The 19451-nt window shown below is 36.0% G+C and carries 20 protein-coding genes; 12 read left to right on the forward strand and 8 right to left on the reverse strand.

All coding sequences use genetic code 11. The features are described 5' to 3' along the window. Positions 1–119: 119 nt before the first annotated feature. Genes D5J18_RS03920 through D5J18_RS03935 form a run of 4 tightly spaced genes read left to right on the forward strand, consistent with a single transcriptional unit; the run spans position 120 to position 3174 of the window. The gene (locus tag D5J18_RS03920) at positions 120–1229 is read left to right on the forward strand and encodes a THUMP domain-containing class I SAM-dependent RNA methyltransferase (protein ID WP_119057724.1); all 1110 of its coding nucleotides are present in this window, start codon (positions 120–122) and stop codon (positions 1227–1229) included. After that, positions 1222–1626 carry an OsmC family protein gene (locus D5J18_RS03925; protein WP_119057725.1) on the forward strand — a complete coding sequence of 135 codons (405 nt, stop codon included), beginning with the start codon at positions 1222–1224 and terminating at the stop codon, positions 1624–1626. Before D5J18_RS03920 ends, D5J18_RS03925 begins: the two co-directional genes overlap by 8 nt. Before the next feature lies 1 nt (position 1627). Then, a complete protein-coding gene (locus D5J18_RS03930) occupies positions 1628–2584 on the forward strand; it encodes an aminodeoxychorismate synthase component I (RefSeq protein ID WP_260377452.1) in 957 nt (318 codons plus the stop codon). After that, on the forward strand, positions 2581–3174 hold the full coding sequence (locus tag D5J18_RS03935; RefSeq protein ID WP_119057726.1) for an aminotransferase class IV: 594 nt from the start codon (positions 2581–2583) through the stop codon (positions 3172–3174). Before D5J18_RS03930 ends, D5J18_RS03935 begins: the two co-directional genes overlap by 4 nt. Here D5J18_RS03935 and D5J18_RS03940 read toward each other — a convergent pair. After that, positions 3138–3629: a regulatory protein RecX gene (locus tag D5J18_RS03940; protein WP_260377454.1), complete on the reverse strand. Its 492-nt coding sequence runs from the start codon at positions 3627–3629 to the stop codon at positions 3138–3140. The genes D5J18_RS03935 and D5J18_RS03940 overlap by 37 nt on opposite strands. A 38-nt stretch (positions 3630–3667) precedes the next feature. Here D5J18_RS03940 and nadD point away from each other — a divergent pair, with 38 nt between their 5' ends. After that, positions 3668–4246, forward strand: a complete 579-nt coding sequence (nadD, locus tag D5J18_RS03945) for a nicotinate (nicotinamide) nucleotide adenylyltransferase (protein ID WP_119057727.1) — start codon at positions 3668–3670, stop codon at positions 4244–4246. 57 nt (positions 4247–4303) lie between these two features. Here the strand turns inward: nadD and mltG are convergent, their stop codons facing one another. After that, positions 4304–5314: an endolytic transglycosylase MltG gene (mltG, locus tag D5J18_RS03950; RefSeq protein WP_119057728.1), complete on the reverse strand. Its 1011-nt coding sequence runs from the start codon at positions 5312–5314 to the stop codon at positions 4304–4306. Positions 5315–5317: 3 nt separating this feature from the next. Further along, positions 5318–6088, reverse strand: a complete 771-nt coding sequence (dapF, locus tag D5J18_RS03955; RefSeq protein ID WP_119057729.1) for a diaminopimelate epimerase — start codon at positions 6086–6088, stop codon at positions 5318–5320. 158 nt (positions 6089–6246) lie between these two features. Here dapF and D5J18_RS03960 point away from each other — a divergent pair, with 158 nt between their 5' ends. Both D5J18_RS03960 and D5J18_RS03965 read left to right on the forward strand, forming a co-directional pair. Further along, positions 6247–7785, forward strand: coding sequence for a Do family serine endopeptidase (locus tag D5J18_RS03960; protein ID WP_119057730.1), 1539 nt, complete (start codon positions 6247–6249; stop codon positions 7783–7785). Between the two features lie 117 nt (positions 7786–7902). Continuing rightward, the gene (locus D5J18_RS03965) at positions 7903–8406 is read left to right on the forward strand and encodes a hypothetical protein (RefSeq protein ID WP_119057731.1); all 504 of its coding nucleotides are present in this window, start codon (positions 7903–7905) and stop codon (positions 8404–8406) included. 96 nt (positions 8407–8502) lie between these two features. Here D5J18_RS03965 and D5J18_RS03970 read toward each other — a convergent pair whose 3' ends face one another. Further along, positions 8503–9231 (reverse strand): TrmH family RNA methyltransferase, encoded by a 729-nt coding sequence (locus tag D5J18_RS03970; protein ID WP_119057732.1) that lies wholly within the window; start codon positions 9229–9231, stop codon positions 8503–8505. Between the two features lie 34 nt (positions 9232–9265). Here D5J18_RS03970 and tamL point away from each other — a divergent pair, with 34 nt between their 5' ends. Further along, positions 9266–11818, forward strand: coding sequence for a translocation and assembly module lipoprotein TamL (tamL, locus tag D5J18_RS03975; RefSeq protein ID WP_133298098.1), 2553 nt, complete (start codon positions 9266–9268; stop codon positions 11816–11818). Positions 11819–11840: 22 nt separating this feature from the next. Here tamL and trmB read toward each other — a convergent pair whose 3' ends face one another. Then, positions 11841–12512 carry a tRNA (guanosine(46)-N7)-methyltransferase TrmB gene (trmB, locus tag D5J18_RS03980; protein ID WP_119057734.1) on the reverse strand — a complete coding sequence of 224 codons (672 nt, stop codon included), beginning with the start codon at positions 12510–12512 and terminating at the stop codon, positions 11841–11843. Positions 12513–12639: 127 nt separating this feature from the next. Next, positions 12640–13449 carry a M48 family metallopeptidase gene (locus tag D5J18_RS03985; RefSeq protein ID WP_119057735.1) on the reverse strand — a complete coding sequence of 270 codons (810 nt, stop codon included), beginning with the start codon at positions 13447–13449 and terminating at the stop codon, positions 12640–12642. Positions 13450–13770: 321 nt separating this feature from the next. Between D5J18_RS03985 and D5J18_RS03990 the strand changes: the two genes are divergently transcribed. The 4 genes from D5J18_RS03990 to D5J18_RS04005 are packed head-to-tail and all read left to right on the forward strand — an operon-like array spanning position 13771 to position 18529. After that, positions 13771–15093, forward strand: coding sequence for a M16 family metallopeptidase (locus D5J18_RS03990; RefSeq protein ID WP_119057736.1), 1323 nt, complete (start codon positions 13771–13773; stop codon positions 15091–15093). Between the two features lie 3 nt (positions 15094–15096). Continuing rightward, positions 15097–17211: an insulinase family protein gene (locus tag D5J18_RS03995; RefSeq protein ID WP_119057737.1), complete on the forward strand. Its 2115-nt coding sequence runs from the start codon at positions 15097–15099 to the stop codon at positions 17209–17211. A 17-nt stretch (positions 17212–17228) separates the two neighbouring features. Further along, positions 17229–17558, forward strand: a complete 330-nt coding sequence (locus D5J18_RS04000) for an iron-sulfur cluster assembly protein (RefSeq protein WP_119057738.1) — start codon at positions 17229–17231, stop codon at positions 17556–17558. Positions 17559–17587: 29 nt separating this feature from the next. Further along, positions 17588–18529, forward strand: coding sequence for an SPFH domain-containing protein (locus tag D5J18_RS04005; RefSeq protein WP_119057739.1), 942 nt, complete (start codon positions 17588–17590; stop codon positions 18527–18529). Positions 18530–18597: 68 nt separating this feature from the next. Here the strand turns inward: D5J18_RS04005 and D5J18_RS04010 are convergent, their stop codons facing one another. Together D5J18_RS04010 and D5J18_RS08785 are read right to left on the reverse strand one after the other, a co-directional pair. After that, positions 18598–19131: an acyl-CoA thioesterase gene (locus D5J18_RS04010; protein ID WP_119057740.1), complete on the reverse strand. Its 534-nt coding sequence runs from the start codon at positions 19129–19131 to the stop codon at positions 18598–18600. A 152-nt stretch (positions 19132–19283) separates the two neighbouring features. Beyond that, complete coding sequence (locus tag D5J18_RS08785; RefSeq protein WP_165844956.1) at positions 19284–19448, reverse strand: hypothetical protein; 165 nt, start codon at positions 19446–19448, stop codon at positions 19284–19286. Between the last annotated feature and the right edge of the window lie 3 nt (positions 19449–19451).

A 19451-nucleotide genomic window follows, 5' to 3' on the forward strand; every position in this document is an offset into this window, starting at 1 on the left:
CAAATTCCAGTTATTTAACCCAATAAAAATTTTTATTTAAATAAAGCCTTAGAAAATTTTAAAGGAAATAACACTTTAAATAAATCTTTCCTTAAATTTACAGAGTGGAAAACTTTTTAATGCAAGCCAAAACGCTTTATGGTTTTGAAACTATTTTAGCCAAAGAAGTCAGTGAGCTCGGTGGAGCAGATGTCAAAATAAAAAACAGATTGGTTGAATTCTACGGTGATACAGGCTTTATGTACAAAGCCAACTATAGTTTGCGTACAGCTCTACGGATTTTAAAACCTTTGAAAAAAGCAAAAGCTAAAAACGAAGATGAACTTTATGAATTAGCTAAAGACTTTACTTGGGAAGAAATATTTAATTTCAATCAAACCTTTCGTATTGATTTTACGATTTACTCACCTAACTTTAAACATTCTCAATTTGCTGCTTTACGAGTAAAAGACGCTATTGCAGATCGTTTTATGGAAAAGTTCAGCAAGAGACCAAATGTCGAAAAAAACCAACCTGATATTATCGTCAATTTACACATATCTCACACGACGGTCACCCTATCTTTGGATACCTCGGGAGAACCACTTTTCAAGAGAGGGTATCGCGTTGAGACTGGCCCTGCACCCATCAATGAAGTTATGGCTGCAGGATTGCTCAAAATGGCAGGTTGGGAAGGCAAAGGCAATTTTCTTGACCCAATGTGTGGTAGTGCAACCTTGCCTATAGAAGCTGCAATGATAGCGATGAACATCCCAGCTCAATTGCACCGTAAAGATTTTTCTTTTATGCATTGGAAGGATTTTGATGCCAAATTATGGGAGAAAATTAAAGAAACTCGACTGAATCGAATTCAGGATTTTTCAGGAGAAATATGGGGTTGTGACATTAATATGCTAATGGTAAAAGTTGCAGAGCAAAATGTGAAAAGCGCTAATTTACAGGATTTTATAAAATTAAAGCAAGTCAACTTTTTCCAAACGAAAAAAGATTTATTCCCGCTACTAGTCATTTTTAATCCACCTTATGGCGAAAGGATGGAAATTTCTACCGAAGATTTTTATCAAAAAATGGGGGAAACTTTTAAAGAAAATTACCCAAATACCTATGTTTGGCTAATCACTTCAGACACCGAAGAAATTAAAAATATTGGCCTGAAACCTACACAGAAGATGAAGATGTACAACGGGAAAATCGAAACAGAATTTGTTAAATACGAAATTTATGAATAAAAGAAGGAGTAATGAAGTTAGCTTTAAACTCCCTGAAGGAGGCTACAAAGGAACAATCAACGCTAGAGGATTTGCTTTAACCTTGGATGAGCCAGAAGACCAAGGGGGGACCAACCAAGGAATGACGCCCATGGATGCCCTTGCAAGCGCACTGGCGGGTTGCATCGGGATTACGCTTAGAATGTATGCTGATAGAAAAGAATGGAAAACAGGAGAAATTTTTGTGGAAATTTATAGCATCAAAAATGATAATAATGAATTGGAGTTTCATAAAAATATCAGTTTTGAAAATGATGAAAAATTAACCAAAGAGCAAAAACAACGCTTGTATGAAATCAGCTCTAAATGCCCAGTTTCAAAGGTTATTCAAGCAGCTAATCCTGTAATTTTAGACTAATTTGGCGATTGATTTTTCTACTTCCTGGGTTGAAACTTTAAACCAGCATGGCAAAGCTCAGAAGCCTTGCTATTTTATCATTGACTTTACAGGAGAAAATGGACATGTTTTTTCTGAAAAAGAAAACAGTGATGTCATTTTTGATTTTTCAGAAAAATCAAAAAAAAATTTAAGGCCTTTGGAAATTTACCCTAAGCCCATTGATGAAAAAAAATTTTTTAAGGCTTATAAAATCGTGCAAAATGCTCTGCAACGTGGTGATTCTTATTTAGCCAATCTAACATTTTCTACGCCTTTAGAAATTAATTATTCATTAAAAGAAATTTTTGAAACCAGCCGAGCTAAATACAAAATTTTATTTAAAGATAAATGGGTTTGTTTTTCGCCAGAAACCTTCATATCGACGCGAGAAAATAAAATTTTCACTTTCCCGATGAAAGGAACCATCAATGCAGAAATTCCACAAGCGAAAGAGAAATTAATCCGAAATCTAAAGGAATTAGCAGAGCATTTTACCATTGTTGATTTGCTGAGAAACGATTTGAATTTGATTTCAAAAGAAGTGAAAGTCAATAAATTTAGGTACTTGGAGGAAATTAAAACGCAAAAAGGATCGATTTACCAAGCCAGTTCAGAAATTGAAGGAAAGTTACCGCAAAATTGGCAAAACCAAATGGGCGAAATGCTTCAAAAATTATTGCCAGCAGGTTCTATTTCGGGCGCACCAAAACCAAAAACTTTAGAAATCATCCACTCCGCAGAAACGCATCAGCGGGGTTTCTATACTGGAATTGCGGGGCATTTTGATGGCAAAAATTTAAATACCGCTGTGATGATTCGTTTTATTGAGAAAATAGATGGGCAATTTTTTTACAAAAGCGGTGGCGGCATTACAGCTCAGAGCATAGCAAAAGAGGAATATCAGGAAATTCAAGATAAAATATATATCCCTAGATGATAGAAAAAAAATTCATTGAAAGCATCTGTGCCATCGATGGTGAAATTAGAAATTTAGCGTATCATCAACGGCGGGTTAATCAAACTTTTCAGCAAAATTTTAAAAGAAAAGCTTTTGAATTAGAAGAATTTTTAAAGCCTTTAGAAATTCCCAAAAAAGGGAAAATAAAAATCAGAGTGGAATACGCCGAGAAAGTTCATTTAGTGGAATGGCAAGCGTATCAGGCGCAGCAGCATAAGCATTTTACATTGGTAGAAGCGGAAGGTTTTGATTATTCTTTTAAATATAAAAACAGAGATTTTTTTAAAGCCTTTCAAAAATTTGAACCTATTTTCATCCAGAAAAATCAAATCACAGACAGCAGCTACGCTAATTTAGTTTTTTACAAAAATCGGGAATGGTTCACGCCAGAAACTTATCTGCTCAACGGGACAAAACGGCAGTTTTTACTAGATAATAAATTAATTAAACCCTTAGGAATTGGCGTGAAAAACTTGATGGATTTTGAGAAATTTGGTTTGATTAACGCCATGCTGAATTTGGAAGAAAATATTTACCCTATTGAAATATTGTTTGATAAATCCTCGTAAATCTCAAAAATAAGTGCCGATTCATAGCCCTTTTGTTGCATATAATTCACTACTTTCATTTTTCTACGGAACTCATTTTTTTCTTGAATAAGTTGGATTTTTTTCTGAATTAAATCTTTTGCCGTCTGGTAATATTCATCTGCATCGATTTCCTTGCTCAGACTTTGCTCAACCAATCGGGGCAGGATTGAACGTTTTTTTAATTCCATTTTAATTTTCAATTTTCCCCACTTTTTTTGATTAAACTTCCCTCGCACAAAACTGTGAGCAAAACGCTCTTCGTTCAAAAAATTTTCTTGAATCAAGTAAATCAAAATCGCTTCTCGAGCTTCAGGAATCAAATGGAATTCATTCAATTTTTTCTCTACATCAAAATGGCATCGGTCTTGATAAGCACAATAATGCCCCATTTTTTCCTTAATTTCGTCGACAGTAAAAGATTTTTGAGGTTTCACGTTGCTAAATTATATTTTTACATCGAAAAACTACAAATATGAAGATTGGATTATTTTTTGGAACCTTCAACCCCATTCATCAGGGGCATTTAATTTTAGCCCACCACATTCAGCAATATTCAAGTTTAGACCAAGTATGGTTTGTGGTGACGCCTCGCAGCCCGTTCAAAAAAAATGAAAAGCTTACGGATGATTACACGCGGCTCAATATGGTGGAGTTGGCTATAGGGAATTACCCAAATTTATTTTCTAGCACGATTGAATTTAGGTTGCAACAGCCTAATTATACGGTGACAACTTTAGCCATTTTGAGAGAGAAATACCCGCATCATGAATTTTCGCTCATCATGGGTGAAGATAATTTAGGAGGCTTGCATAAATGGAGAAATTCAGAGTTTTTGGTCAGCGAATATGATATTTGGGTTTACCCGCGCTTGCACCCTGGCAGTAAAACGCCACAAGTGGATATGCAGCGAATCTTTAGAGTAGAAAATGCCCCTGTGATTGAGATTTCTTCCACGTTCATTCGTCAAGCTATTGCTGAGAAAAAAAATGTGCGACCGCTTCTGCCGCCAGAAGTTTTTCACTTTATAGACGGGAGCAATTTGTATCAATAAAAATTTTTTAAGCCTTAAAAAATTTTACTAAAATTTAAATAAACACTTGACCCCAAATCACTTAATGTTATTTGCTTTCAGCCAATTGTGGTACTTTTTAGCATTTTTTAGATGTTCAGCATAGCTACTGGTGAAATTATGATAACCTGGGCGGTCAGGGTCAGCCGCAAAGAAAATGAAATCATGCTCGGCTGGGCTCAAAACTGCATCTATAGCTGACGGATTGGGCAATGTAATAGGTGCGGGCGGTAAACCTGGGTTTTTGTAAGTATTGTAGGCAGAGATGGTTTTCAAGTGTTTGTGGTAGACGCGCTGCACCTGCTGTGTGAAGCCATTTTGTAATTTCCAAGCATAGACAGAAGTTGGGTCAGCTTGTAGGTAATGCCCTTGTTCTAAGCGATTTAGGTAAGCTCTAGCGACTTTGGGCTGCTCATCTATTTTGCTTGATTCCATTTGCACGATGGAAGCCAAGGTGTAGACTTCTAATTCTGTCATTCCTGAATTTTTTAATTTCTCCAAACGCTTTTTGTTCCAGAAGACATCATGTTCTTTTATCATTCGGTTGACAAAATCTTCCCCGCTTGTTATCCAAAAAAAACGATAGGTATTGGGGATGAAATAAATTTTGGATGTTTCTAAATCTAAACCTTTTTCTTTAAGTTGAGGGTGATTTAAAATAGCATTTACAATTTCAGCAGAATCGGCAGTGATTTTTTTTGCAACATCACGAGCCAAATGGAAAATGGTCGGCTCATTGGTAATCAGCAGATTTATTTCATCTTCTTCCCCGAGCATCAGTTTGTTCACCAACTCTTCATTGGTTTTTCCTGGGGTTAAAATATAGCGTCCAGCTTTAATGTTTTTTTGATAACTCTTAGTCTTGGCATAAGAGTCGAAGGATTCTACATCGCTCAGTTTATGCCTTAGAGAATCTAAAACTTGCTTGTAACTAGCGTTTTGCGGAATGTATAAAACACTTTCTTTTGCTACATTTTCTTTATTCCCTTGCAGATAGCCACAAGATTGGAAAAAGATTAAAATAATGATGAATAAAAGGATTTTTTTCATAAATTAAATTTCAATTAGACCTTTGAAAACTTGCTCTGCAGGCCCAGTGAGCCACACGTTGGTATATTGGGATTCATTTTCATCAAAACAGACTTGCAAATCACCGCCTTTTGTTTCTACAGAAATTTGTTTGTTTTTTATAAGGCTTAGAAAATTTGCACTGATTGCCGCCGCCGTAACTCCAGTGCCGCACGAAAGCGTTTCATCTTCTACGCCACGCTCGTAAGTTCGGACTTTAATTTTTTCTGGTGAAATGATTTCTACAAAATTAACATTCGTTCCGTTTGGGTAAAGCTTAGAATATCGGATGGCTCTGCCTGCTTGAGCTACATCAATATCATCAATATTTTCTCTAAATTCTACGTGATGTGGTGAGCCTGTGTCTAAAAAAATAAAATCTTTGTTTTGTTGAATCTCATAAATATTTTTTAATTCAAGGCTGACTTGATTTTCATTGATTTTCCCGCTGTGCCATCCGTCTATGGCAAAGAATTCAACTTTTTTTTCAATCAAGTTTAAATCAGATAAAAATTTTATAAAACACCGCCCACCATTGCCGCACATACTACTTTCTTTGCCATCGCTGTTGTAATAATTCATATAGAAATTACCATGTTGGCGTGTTAAAATTATTAAACCATCAGCCCCAATACCAAATTTACGGTCACAAAGTTGATTAATTTGTTCCCTATTGAGTTTAATTGATTGATTGATAGCATCTATCATTACAAAATCATTCCCAGTCCCTTGGTATTTATAGAAATAAATTTCCATGATTTAAAATAAATTAATGGCAAAATAAGACAAAAAATAATTTAAAATTAGTTTAAGTCATGTTAAACCAAGTTAAACCGTTTGAAACGGAAAATTCATTGGTATCAAATTTGTTAAAATTTAATTCAGAATAGAAAGATTTTTAAAATAATTGAAATATGAAAAATTTATTAACTTATGCATTGGTAGGCGTTGTGAGCGCAGGCACAACTTTTGGGTTGATAGAGTATAATAAAAGTAATGATGTTTCCTCTAATTCTGTAGCAACCCTACAGCCAGAGCAAAATGGAAATGCGCAATTTGCAACTTATAATTACACCTCTGCGGGGACTGATTTGCCTGATTTCACAAAAGCGGCAGAAAGTTCAGTAAACGCCGTTGTGAGTGTGACTAACTATGGGACGCGCTCAAATCGCCAGAGCAGTGGTAATCCGTTTGGCGACATGTTTAGCGACCCGTTTTTTGAGCATTTTTTTGGTGAAAGATTTAGAGGCCAGCAAAGGCAACCACAGAGTGAACAAAAAGAAGTTCCTCTGACTGCTGGTTCTGGAGTCATTATTTCAAAAGATGGCTACATCGTGACCAATAATCACGTGATTCAAAACGCGACAAAGGTAGAAATAACACTCAATAACAAGCAAAATTACACAGCAAAAGTCATCGGAACAGACCCGAATACAGATATTTCTCTGCTGAAAATAGATGAAGATAATTTACCTTATTTATCTTTCTTTAATTCAGATAATTTAAAAGTAGGCGAGTGGGTTTTAGCAGTAGGGAATCCGTTTGGTTTGAATTCTACAGTAACCGCGGGTATCGTAAGTGCAAAAGGAAGAAGTATCAATATTTTAGGAAAAAATGGAGATCACCCCATAGAATCTTTCATTCAGACAGATGCTGCCATAAACCCAGGAAACTCAGGAGGAGCCTTGGTGAATACTAATGGGCATTTGGTCGGGATTAATACGGCCATTTTCTCTCAGACAGGAAGTTACGCAGGCTATGGATTTGCCGTCCCATCCAATATCGTTCAGAAGATTGTGAGTGATTTAAAACAATACGGAATGGTGCAACGAGGGTTTCTAGGAGTTGGGATTTTAGATACCTCTGATGAGCAAATGGTAAAACAATACAACAAAGAATTTGATAAAAAAGTAAAGCCTAATAGCGGAATAATGGTAAGCCAGTTGAGCGATGATGGTGGTGCGATAGAAGCTGGTATAGAAGAAGGCGATTTCATCAGAAAAATTGATGGCCAGCCTGTGACAGCTTACAGTAACCTGAGTGTAGCAATTGGCTCTAAAAACCCAGGAGATGTGGTGAAAGTAACTGTAGAAAGAAACGGGAAATTACGAGATTATAACGTAACATTAAAAGACATCAATGGAAATGCAAAAATCCGCTCTAAAGCTGATTTAACGGCAACTGAAAAAATGGGAGCTTCTTTTCAGCCTCTGACTGATGAAATGAAAGCTCGCTATGGAATCAAAAACGGCGTGATGGTAACAAGCATTTCTAGCGGAAGTGATTTTGCCCAAATTGGCATCAATGAAGGCTACATCATCACAAAAATTAACGGGAAAGATATTAATTCTAAAAATGATATTGATAAAATCTTGAAAAATTACAAAGGGAATGTTTCCGTTAATTTTCTAGACCGCTATGGCAGAATGTACACACAAGGATTTAAGATGTAAAAATTTTTAAAGCCTTAAAAAAAAAATAAATATAAAATTTGAACAGATTACTAAAAATTTTAAAGTCGCTTATCGAGAGCGACTTTTTTTGTGTAAATTTGGCCGTAATTTAGAAGAATGAGAAATTTTTTTTTGATAATAATATGTAGCTTGTTTAGCACCATTGATGCTCAATATAAGCCTCAATATCAAGATTTCACAACTTATTATCTCTTTAATTTAGGCTATACTTATCAAGATGCTAGTTATTTTGAAGGAGGGCTAGACGCTTATTTCGTTAGGCCAAATAATCACGTGGTAGATTTAGGAATTGCAGTTAACTTGGGAGCCCCTAGCGGGAGATTTACCACCATACCAGAGGCACATTTGGGTTATTTATTTAATTTAAAAAATTCAGTGATAGACCCTTATTCAAGTCAGATTAATTCTGCCTTTTGGCTAGTTAGAACCTCGGTTTCGCCATGGCACGTCACGCCAGAAGCTGGAATCACGATTTTAGATTTATTAGAATTCACCGCTGGCTATGGATTTGAATTTCGGGAGAATAAAAAAGCGAATTTAGCTGGGCTGAAATTGGGCTTAAATATCAAAATACCATTCTTGTTATTTTGGCATGATTGATAGTTGGTAGAATTCGTAGAAAAATTTTTAAAGCCTTAAAAAAAAATAAACACAAAATTCAATCAAATTTAAAAAATTAATCTTGTGATTTAATCATCAATTTCTGAGGCTTTTAGCATAGAATTGACTGATCAGGATACTCCCTGCTACAGCGACATTAAGGCTTTCCGTTTTGCCCGTTTTCTCCACTTGAGGAATACTGATTTTTTGTGTGCATAGATTTTTGATTTCAGTGGAAATGCCATTACCTTCATTTCCGAGAATTAAAATTCCTTCGGGCGATAAATTCTTTTGATAAACATTCTCACCATCCATGAATGCGCCAAAAATAGGGGCAGGGAAATCATTTAAAAAACTCTTTAAATCCAAGTAATGAATTTGTATGCGGTTGAGCGAGCCCATACTTGCTTGAATGACTTTGGGGTTAAAAACATCAACTGTATTTTTACTGCAAATTATGTGAGTGATTCCAAACCAATCGGCTAAGCGAATCAATGTGCCTAGATTTCCTGGGTCTTGTATGCCGTCTAAACCTAGCAAAAATCCGCTTTTTTTGGGGATTTCCCAGTGGGGGAGTTTAAAAACGGCTAAGCTGTTTTGTGGAGTTGTAAGGTGTGAAATTTTCTTGAGTTCTTGTGGTGTAATTTTTTTTAAGCCTTTAGAAAAAAAAGTATTTTCTACGCTGTATAGCCAGACCAATTGAAATGGGCCGTCTAGGAACTCTTGTATAGATTTGTCTCCCTCTACGATGAAGAGTTGATGCTTTTCTCGGACTTTTTTTAGCTTCAATTGATTAATTAATTTGATTTCAGCTTTGGTTAACATATTTTTACGCTATAATTTTATAAAAAAAGTTTACATGCCTATAAGAATACCTTACTTATGGATGATGATACTTTCGGTTGTTTTTCTGTCTTCTTGCAATGTTACGAAAAAAGTACCCGAAGATGAATATTATTTACAACCCAATAAATTTAATTTTGAAGGGAAGAAGAAATTTAAATCAGAATTAAAAGAATATATCTTGCAAAAACCCAATAACCGTGTTTTTGGTTTGATTCCTTTGCAAGACTGGTCTTACAATCAAGTCCCAGCTGAGCTAGATAGTGTTTTTTTAGAATATTACAACACGAATCCCCAAGAAAGAAGTCAAGGGTTTTTAGACAGTTTGTACATAAAATATCGAGTGCAGAAGTATGTAGGGCAGACTAATTGGCTGACACGCCAGTTCTATAATTTAGGCTCTAAACCAGTCACTTTAGACACGACTAAAAGCTATGCTTCGGCCAAGAATTTAGAGAAATTTTATTTTGAAAGAGGTTATTTTGATGCAAAAGTTTCGCCTAGCTTTGAGATTGATACAGCCACACAAAAAGCACAAGTGAAATATAATATACAAATCAATGAACCTTCTGAAATAATGTCTTTTGACCAAAGCATCGAAGATTCAAGCTTAGAAAAACTCTATGCTGAAACCATGGGTGAATCAAAAATCAAGGTCGGGCAGCGTTTTGATGTGAGAGATTTTGAAGATGAAAGAGATCGCTTGACAAAGATTTTTAAAAATCAAGGCTATTATAAATTTAACGAGCTGGGGAATGAATTGATTTTTAAAATAGATAGTACTGATGATAAAAATTTACACGCAACGATGAAAATTGCTAAGTCGCAAGAAGATTCCATTCGCAAGTTTAAAAAATATTATTACGGGCCAATTCAGATTTTCACCAATAATGTGAATGATAGTACTTTTCATACAATTTACCAAGGATATCACCTGAAATCTAATGAGCCGTTTAAATTTAAACCACGCGTATTTACAGATGCTATTGCGATAAAAGAAGGACAGCTCTACAGTAGAGAATCTATAGAAAATACAAGAAAATTGATTTTTGATAGAGAAAATTTTTCGCTCACAGCACTGGAGCTGAAGGAGCCTGAAAATCAGCTTGATTCAACTTTAGTCACAAATTTTTATCTACGCCCCAAGCCAAAGTATGATTTGGAATTAAGTTTTGAGGGAATGTATTCAGAATTCATCAATTTCGGAATTTCACCAGGTTTGAATTTATTGACAAGAAACGTCTTTAAAAGTGGAGAAAACCTGAATTTTAATCTACGTGGAACGGTAGGAACAGTAAACAACGGGACTTCAAAACAAAATATATTATTCAATGCCTATGAGCTTTCATTTACAACAGAAATAAAGTTTCCTCGCTGGTTTCTGCCCTTCAATACAGAAAATTTAGTAGACAAAGCTTATAATCCAAAATCTTCTCTTGGGCTTGGCTTGAGTGGTCAGAAAAACATTGGCTTAGGTAGCCGAAACTACTTGGCTTATTTACGTTATGAAATGACGCCAAACCTGAATTCGCATGTTTTTTCTCCATTTGATTTAGAATATATACGCCATACAGAGGCAGAGAAATACTATAGAATTTTCACACTTGATAATCAAATTAAAAATAAAACCCAAGAAGCTTACTTTTCTTATAGCCCAAACGTAGAAAACCTCTATAAAAATCAAGGAATTAACCAAAATGAATTAGAAAATCTCATTTATAGCGATGATGTTTTTAGAAAATCTTTGCCCAAGCAAGACTATAAGCTAGAAGACTACACAGATTTTCGTAATATGTTTTTACGAAAAAGAAACATTACTCAAGATGTTTTGATCCAGACAATTAGCCATTCTTATACCTACAATGAGAATAAAACGCCAAGCAAAATCAACCCGTGGTACATTTACTTCCGCGGCTCAGTCAGTGGAGCATATTTTCGTTTGCTCAAGAATTTATTTAAATTTAAAAACAATGCAAATTATATAGGCGAAGACCAATTTTTGGTAGGAAATGTCCCTTATTCTGAATTTGTCAGGTTTGATTTAGATGTGAGAAAAACAATAGAAATTTCACCCAAACTTCACTTAGCACTAAGAAACTTTATGGGAATTGCGTTGCCCTACGGGAACTCGACGGTTGTGCCTTTCAGCCGTTCCTATTTTGGTGGAGGATCCAATGACATCCGTGCGTGGCAGGCCTATGAATTGTCCCCCAACCCGTTGAGACCGAACGATAGGGGAACTTACATTGATAATATGAAAATCACATGGAATGCAGAATTGCGATTCCCTGTGACTGAAATCCTAAACGGCGCCGTATTTGCAGATGCAGGAAACATCTGGAGTGTAAACAATGAAAGCCCTAAAACTGAATTTCATTGGAATACTTTTTTGAAACAAGTTGCTGTAGGAGCAGGTTTAGGCGCCAGGCTAGACTTTACGTTCGTAATAGCCCGATTGGATTTCGCCTACAAACTGCACGACCCTGCTTACCCCGAAGGTAACCGCTGGTTTCGGGATTTAAAAATTTTAAGACCTCAGGTTCAATTTGGAATCAATTATCCGTTCTAAAATTTTTAAGCCTTAAAAAAAATTATTTTGAAAATTTGATATAAGTAATTTTCTTGCCCTCATCTCGGAATCTTTTCTCATAAAACGTTTGAATTTCTGTCACCTCAGTAGGTAACTCAAAGGTATCTGGATGATAAATATCGTGGTTAGAAATCACAGTTTTTAATCCCATCAACTCTATGATGCCATGCGTGTAACCGTGCAGAAACTCACTATCAGTCTTTAGGTGAATAGCACCGCCAGGCTTTAGGATTTTAAAGTAATTATTGAGAAAATCAGGATGAGTCAATCGATGTTTGGCACGGCGGAATTTGATTTGAGGATCGGGGAAGGTAATCCAAATCTCAGCCACTTCATTAGCGTCAAAGATATGTGGCAAAAGCTCAATCTGTGTGCGTATAAAACCCACATTTTGAATCTCCTCTTGCTCCACAGTTTTCGCGCCCCTCCACAGGCGAGCTCCTTTGATGTCGATGCCGATAAAATTTTGTTCAGGATAATGGCGGGAAAGCCCCACGGTGTAGTCGCCCTTCCCGCAGCCCAATTCCAGCGTAATGGGATTTTCGTTTTCAAAGAATTTTTCATTCCAATATCCTTTCAGTTCAAACCCAGCTAGAACTTCTTCTCTTTTAGGCTGAATCAAATACGGAAAGTTTAAATTTTCTTTAAACTTTTGAAGTTTATTTTTTGCCATGCTACAAAAATAGTTTGCTGAAATGATTTATAAAATTAAAATAGGCTCTATAAAGCTTAAAAAAATCCTGCCCCATAAAAAAAAGACAAGATTTTTAATTTTAAGGAAATTTATAAGGCTTAAAAAATTAATTTAAACTAACTGATTTACCAGTCGCTTGGTAATACAGAGGTAAAACCTTGGGAAGTTCCTTCTGCAGTTGCGCAATTCTCCTGCCAGGGTTGGGGTGTGTAGAAAGGAACTCTGGCAAACGAGATCCTTTGCTTTGAGCCTCCATTCTTTGCCAGAATTTTGGTGCCTCACGAGGGTCGTAGCCAGCCATTGCCATCAGTCTGAGGCCAATTCTATCAGCTTCTAGCTCTGCATTTCTAGAGTAAGCCAAAATCCCCATTTGTGCCCCTACAGGGTATAGTTGGTTAAACAAATTTCGATATCGAGAATCATTCATAGCAACATTCCCAGCCACTTGTAGCCCCTGTGCGAGCATGGCTTGCGACATGCGTTGCGCACTATGCTCTGCCAAAGCATGGGTGATTTCGTGTCCCATTACCACGGCCACACCATCATCATTTTTACAGACGGGCATGATACCTGTATAGAATGCAACCTTGCCACCAGGCATACACCAAGCGTTGAGTTGGTCATTTTCAATTAGGTTAAACTCCCACTGGTAACCTTTTAAGAAATCCAATTGATTTCTAGCTTTCAAATCCATTTCGGCTGCATTCCTTATTCGGTTTCCCACTGTTTTCACCATCTTGGTCTGGGCTGCATTTCTAGAAAGCTGCTCTTTTTTTAAAACCTGTTTGTACTGCTGAAAAGCCATCGGGAATAACTGAGAATTACTTACTAAAATAAGTGTTTTTTTCCCAGTAATAGGGTTGGTACTACAGGCGGCGATTAAAAGCACAAGAAAGGTTAAGGCTACTTTTTTCATGTTACGCATTATATTTTTGTTCTGAATACAGAAATCTTGTTTTTCAATTTTTATTCCAAAGTAGAAACTAAGAATTTATTTAAACTTCAACAAAAATAATTATTCAGAATTCCCCTTCTTTTAATTTAAATTTTTTGTGAACTAAAACATTTTTTTATTTTAATGTTTGAATTGATTCAATAAATTTTTAAATCATTAATTCACTCAAAAGTTTTTCTTTAAGATTTTTTTCAATAAAAATTTTTAAGGCTTAAAAAATATATAGCTATTTTGAAAAGCAGATGAATTATGTTATATTGCCTCGATTAATGAATAGTAGTTATGATAAGAAATTTAATTTTTGCTTTATTATCATTGGCGGGCGTAGTAAGTACCGCTCAACAGATTGATTATGAAGAATATGATCTTGCCAATGGTTTGCACGTGATTTTGCATGAAGATAAGTCAGCTCCAGTTGTAGTGACTTCTGTGATGTACCACGTGGGTGCGAAAGATGAACGCCCTGACCGTACGGGGTTTGCACATTTTTTTGAACATCTTTTGTTTGAAGGGACTGAGCATATTGCACGAAATGAATGGTTTAAAATCGTGACAGCTAATGGAGGGCAGAATAATGCAAATACAACTGATGATAGAACGTATTATTATGAAGTCTTCCCTTCCAACAATTTAGAATTAGGATTGTGGATGGAATCTGAGCGAATGTTGCATCCCGTCATCAATCAAATTGGTGTTGATACACAAAATGAAGTCGTGAAAGAGGAAAAGCGTTTGCGAATAGATAACAGACCTTACGGAAATATTTTAAAAGCTATTAAAGAAAAATTATTCACCAAGCACCCCTACCGCTGGACGACCATAGGTGAAATGGAACATCTAGATGCTGCAACTTTGGATGAATTTTTGGCATTTTTTGATAAATTTTATGTGCCCAACAATGCTGTTTTAGTCGTGGCGGGCGATATAGAAAAAAAAGAAACCAAAAGGTTGATTGAACGCTATTTCGGGAGCATTCCAAGAGGCGAAGACGTGGTGAGAAATGTTTACAAAGAAGATCCCATTACCCAGCCGATAGAGGCTACATGGGAAGACCCAAATGTGCAAATCCCAATGTATGCAGCAGCATACAGAACTCCGTCTATGAAAGAAAGAGATGCTTATGTTCTAGACTTGATTTCTACAATTTTGACAGGTGGAAAGACTTCAAGACTTTATAAAAAAATGGTAGATGAAGAAAAAAAAGCATTAGATGTTGGCGCATTTAATAATAGCCAGGAGGATTATGGGATGTACATCATTTATAGTTTACCCATGGATGGTGTCTCTAAAGAAGAAATAATAAGTGCTTATGATGAGCAAATCAGAGAATTACAAACTAATTTGATTTCAGATAAAGAATTTCAAACTTTGAGAAATAAATTTGAAAATAGTTTTGTGAACAGCAATGCTAGCATTCAAGCCGTGGCAGATAATTTGGCAACGAGTTATTTACTCTATAATGATACTTCCTTGGTTAACAGAAGTATTGAAATTTTAAAAAGCATCACTAAAGAAGAAATTAAAGAGGTGGCGAATAAATACCTTAACCCTAATCAGCGTTTAATTTTAGATTATATTCCAGAAAAATCAACCACAAGTAAATAATTTATGAAAAAAATATATATCACTATATTATCGATTTTTTTGCTTTATGCCTGTGCAACACGGTCACAAAAAAGTCAAGAAAACTCATCGCAAGCGACTAAAAGCCAGGCACTGCTAGATAGGAGCGTTAGACCAATGCCTGGGCCGGCGCCAAAAATAAATATTAATAAACCAAAGGAATTTCAATTAGACAATGGGCTAAAGGTTCTCGTAGTAGAAAACCATAAGTTACCCCGAGTGGCTTTAAATTTGTCTCTAGATAATCCAATGAAGGCTTACGCTGGCAAAAAGGGTGTGAGTGACTTGCTTTCTGCTACACTAGGCAATGGGACGCAGGAGATTTCTAAAGAGGACTTCAATGAAGAGATAGAATCGATGGGAGCAGCAGTTACAATTGGAGCTAATGGAGCCAGCGCACGTTCGTTGAAAAGATTTTTCCCAAGAATTTTGGAATTGACAGCACAAGGAGCATTGACCCCGAGATTTGATAAAGAAGAATTTAAAAAAGAAAAATCAAAATTAATTCAATCCATCAAATCTAATGAAAAAAATGTAGGTTCGGTAGCATCTGATTTAACTCATGCCTTGGTCTTTGGTGTGAAACATCCCTACGGTGAATTTGCAACAGAAGAAACAATACAAGAAGTTGAATTTGAAGATATAGTAAAAGAATACCAAGCCACTTTTTCTCCCGAGAATGCCTATTTGGTCATTGTAGGAGACGTCGAGTTTAGTCAAGTGAAACCCATGGTCGAGAAAGCTTTTGCAGCATGGGAAAACTTTCCTGTAGAAAAAGTGAAATACACAGACCCAGTTGATTTGCAAACGCCTGAAATTAATTTCATTCACATGTCTAATGCTGTGCAAACGGAATTGATGGTAGCCAATATTATTAATTTAAAAGTTTCAGACCCAGATTATTTTGCAGGAATCATGGCCAATCAAATTTTAGGAGGTGGAGGCGAAGGCCGTTTGTTTCTAAATTTAAGAGAAGCTCATGGCTGGACTTATGGCTCGTACTCAAGGCTTTCAGCAGATAAAAATGTTTCAGCTTTTATTGCAGAGGCTTCCGTGAGGAATTCTGTGACAGACAGTGCCATTGTCGAATTGAGAAAAGAATTGAAAAGGATAAGACAAGAGCCTGTGACAGCAGAAGAATTAGAAATCGCAAAGGCAAAATACATTGGGAATTTCGTTATGAGTGTTCAAAAGCCAGAAACCATAGCTAGTTTAGCTTTAAACATCAAAACACAAAACCTATCTGATGATTTCTATGAGAATTATATAAAAAACCTACAAAATGTAACGATAGAAGATGTGCAACGTGTAGCGCAGAAATACTTCAAGTATGATAATTCTAGAATCATAGTCGTAGGCAATGCCCTAGAAATTTTACCAGCCTTAGAAAAAATGAATATTCCGATTCGTTTCTTTGACCGATATGGGAACGAAACAAGGAACCCACTAGAGAAGTCAGCGAATCTAGGTGAAATGACTGCCGAAAAAGTGATACAAGCCTATCTTGAAAAAATAGGAGGCAAAGAAAAAGTCAAAAACCTTAAATCTATGCGCACGGAATTTTTAATCAATGGTTTAGCCCCGCAGCCAATACAAGGAGAAATAACCAATTTAGCACCTAATAAGCAAAAGACAGTCATGAAAATGAATGGGAATGTGATGATATCAACCATTTTTGATGGAGAAAAAGAAGTGGTAAGTGGAATGATGGGCAATTCTGAAAAATCAGGAGAAGAGGTCGCCGATCAAAAATCTCGAGCAGGCATCATTCCACAAGCCTTCTACACCAAAGACCAAATTACTCTACAAGATTTAGAAAAAATTAATGAAAACTTGGCTTATAAACTAATTGTGAACATTGGCGGAAAACAAAAAACAGAATATTATGACCAGAAATCAAAGCTTTTGGTTCGTACAGTAGAGAAAGCAGAAACACCACAAGGCCCTATTCAAATAGAGATGGATTTAAAAAATTATAAAAAAATTGATGGAGTTTTGATGCCTTACCAAATGGTTCAAAAAGTTGGGGCACAAGAAATGGTTTTAGAAGTCCAAAAAATTGTATTTAATAAAGGTGTAACCAATGCTGATTTCAAATAATTATTATTTTTGGTAAAATGAAAGAATTGAATAACGAAGAAATACAAGCCTTGGGTGAAGAGCTGGTGAAAGTATTTAAAAGCATATATGACCCAGAAATCCCAGTAGACATTTATGAGCTGGGCTTGATTTATGATGCACATGTGAGCACTGAAGGTGAAGTAAAAATATTGATGACACTCACAACACCCAATTGCCCAGTGGCAGAAAGTCTACCCTTAGAAGTAGAAGAGAAAGCAGGTGAAGTAGAAGGAATAACTAAAGCCAGTGTTCAATTAACTTTTGACCCGCCGTGGTCGCAAGATTTAATGAGTGAAGAAGCTAAGTTTGAATTAGGTTTATTATAGATTTATTATAAAATTCAAAATTAAATAAAATGAATATTTTCATTTCAAATATATGGATTATACTTTTTGTAGCCATATTCATCCTCAGTTTTTTAGGTTTGTGGTTTATCGTTCGCCAGCAAACAGCAGTGATTATCGAGCGTTTAGGGCGATTCCAAAGCGTTAGAAATTCAGGTTTTCATCTTAAAATTCCATTTGTAGATCAAATTGCGGGGCGTATGAGTCTCAAAATTCAACAATTGGATGTCGCAGTGGAAACTAAAACCAAAGATGACGTATTTGTGAGATTAAAAGTTTCAACGCAATACGTCGTCATCAAAGAACGTGTTTATGATGCATTTTATAAACTAGATAACCCGCAGGCACAGATTACCTCTTATATCTTTGATGTAGTAAGAGCCGAGGTGCCAAAACTTCGTTTAGATGATGTTTTTGAAAAGAAAGATGACATTGCTATTGCAGTGAAATCAGAACTAAAAGATGCGATGAATGAATACGGTTATGATATCATTAAAACCTTGGTAACCGACATCGACCCTGATGAGCAAGTAAAACAAGCAATGAACCGCATCAACGCTTCTGAGCGAGAGAAGATTGCAGCTCAGTACGAAGGTGATGCACAGCGTATTTTGATTGTAGAGAAAGCAAAAGCTGAAGCTGAAAGCAAACGCTTGCAAGGGCAGGGTATTGCAGACCAAAGGCGTGAGATAGCCAAAGGTTTAGAAGAATCTGTAAATGTACTCAATAAAGTTGGAATTAATTCGCAAGAAGCTTCTGCACTGATTGTGGTAACGCAGCATTACGATACGCTCAATGCAATGGGATCAACCAATAAGTCCAACTTAATTTTATTGCCCAACACACCAAATGCCGCAGGTGATATGCTAAATAATATGGTGGCTTCGTTTTCCGCTGCTAATATGATAGGCGAAGAGATGAAAAAAAGTAATGAATTAAATAAAAACAATTAAGTTTTTGTGAAAAAAAGTAAAAAAAAAATCGGGTTGAAAAATCCGATTTTTTTTTAAGGCTTTAAAAATTATTTTTCAATTTCGGTAGGAAACAAAAAATTTCTCAATTCTATAGCATCCTTGGGGTCAAGTTTTTTACTCATGATTAGGCTCAATTGCCGGCGTCGTAAAGCAGCATCATAACGCTCTTTTTCAATTTCTGATTGTGGTTGAATTTGAGGGATTTCTATAGGCTTATTATTTTCATCCACAGCTACAAAGGTATAAATTCCTTGATTCGTCAATACCCTTTCGCCAATTTCGGGATTTTCTACCCAAGTATCAGCAATAATCTCCATGCTCGAGCGAAAAGCTCTTGAGACCTTTGCCTCGATCTTCACGATGCTCCCCACGGGAATCGGCTGCTTGAAGTCGACCTGATTTACCGTTGCTGTAACGACCCGTTTTGTTTGTGCATGGCGACGAGCAGCGATAGAACAAGCGCGGTCCATGCGAGCCAGTAACTCCCCGCCAAACATATTGTTCAGGTGATTGGTTTCGTTGGGAAGAACAATATTGGTAAGAGTAGTCAATGAATCATGAGGTGTTTTAATTTTATCCATAAAATGTTTTTTTAAATTACAAAAAAGCAAATATTTGATTTATGATTAAATTTTATTTTCAGAAATTTTTTAAGGCTTTAGGAAAAATGAAAAGTGCTTCACAAAAGAAACACTTTTAATTTTTCATTTAAAATTTTTTAAGGCTTTAAAAATTATTTACGGGAAAATCCGCCCAATAATTTTGAGCCTAAATCTAGGGCTTTCCCTGCAATGCTAGCATCGCCGTTGCCATCAAGAATCTTTTTGATAGCACGCATTTCGCTAAGATTGCTTCGCTGTACACCGATATTTCCTGTTAATAACTCTTGAATATTCATTAG

Origin of the sequence: Candidatus Ornithobacterium hominis (assembly GCF_900538215.1) — a bacterium.
GTDB lineage: Bacteria > Bacteroidota > Bacteroidia > Flavobacteriales > Weeksellaceae > Ornithobacterium > Ornithobacterium hominis.